This window comes from Sodalis sp. (in: enterobacteria) (assembly GCF_051710625.1).
GTDB lineage: Bacteria > Pseudomonadota > Gammaproteobacteria > Enterobacterales > Enterobacteriaceae > JBPESN01.
Genome location: NZ_JBPESN010000124.1, coordinates 1 through 1,170, shown reverse-complemented (window position 1 = coordinate 1,170; position 1,170 = coordinate 1). Strand labels below are relative to the sequence as shown.

2 pseudogenes are annotated in these 1,170 nt (G+C 38.9%); one reads left to right on the top strand and one right to left on the bottom strand.

Annotated features, from left to right (window positions below):
- Positions 1-253, bottom strand: a pseudogene (locus tag ACTBDU_RS16410) (chitin-binding domain-containing protein); the annotation flags it as partial.
- Positions 254-774: 521 nt separating this feature from the next.
- Here ACTBDU_RS16410 and ACTBDU_RS16405 point away from each other — a divergent pair.
- Positions 775-975, top strand: a pseudogene (locus tag ACTBDU_RS16405) (hypothetical protein); the annotation flags it as partial.
- Positions 976-1,170 lie beyond the last annotated feature (195 nt).

Sequence of the window (1,170 nt, the reverse complement as noted above, 5' to 3'; positions counted from 1 at the left end):
GTTCCTGGTGGCTCTGCCCCTGTTCTACTTTTGGGTGTTGCATCGGGACTGGTTCTTCATGATGAACAGCATGTCCTGTCCTTTTTACTTCAGCGTTGAAACCATTTTTATGATCGGCGGTGTAATGTACTTCTCTGACTGTACCATCGGATTCTTTCAGCATGTAAAATCCTTTGACCTTGTCACCTTCCCTTGTTTCATGGTGAGATTTCACATCTCCTTTATGCTCGTCGTGTACTTTATACTCAAAACTATAATGTGAAGGTGCCTGGAATCAGTAGAAAATTTAGCATAACTGTACCTATTTAATCATGTTTCAAGAACTAACGTAGTAGTTTTGATGTTCATGGTGCTGTCCTAGTCCTTCTTTGCTTTGCTCAAATGGCGCGCAAGTCGCAGCAACGATGCAGGCTATAAACACGATAATGCAGTTCATTGTTTGTTTATGGCTTCACAAAATTGACTGACGCTCATTCACTGTCGCTTTTCAGTTTTATAAGAAACACACGGAACTGAACCGTACAGGGTTAAGAAATACATTCTTAATTGGAAGGAATGTATGTTATGTAGTGGAGAAATACGATGAAGTGGTTGATTATATGTTGACGATTAAAATTTTCTTATAACTAATTGGTATCTTCAGTAATAAAATTTTGTGTTAAACAGATATCATTATTTGAGTGTAATAACATAAATTCTAGACATTTTTGATAAAATTAATGTATAACTACTCTGTTTAACTGTGAACTTTGCAATATTAATATATTAAAGTTCAAATTTCTTCCAAAAGTTAGAGCGACCTTGGATGATGTAGAGAACAAACTGAATACTTTCCGCCAGCAGAATGATTCTGTTGATCTGTCGCTGGAAGCGCGTTCGGTGTTGGATAGTCTGGTCAATATTGATGCGCAACTAAACCAACTGACTTACAAAGAAGCGGAAATATCCAAGCTTTACACCAAGGAGCATCCTGCGGCCGGACTCAACACAAAGTAGCTGCGGAAAAGGAAAACGTCGGAGAAGCTCTTCTAAAAGCACTCTCAACAGCTGATAGAATCTATTCGGAAAACCTTATAACTAGAAGAAGGGTCATCTTTACCCGATTGAGAATACGCCCTACGAGCTTTACTCACGACCGTGCAGCATGCAGGGAAAAATTGCTCGATAGGT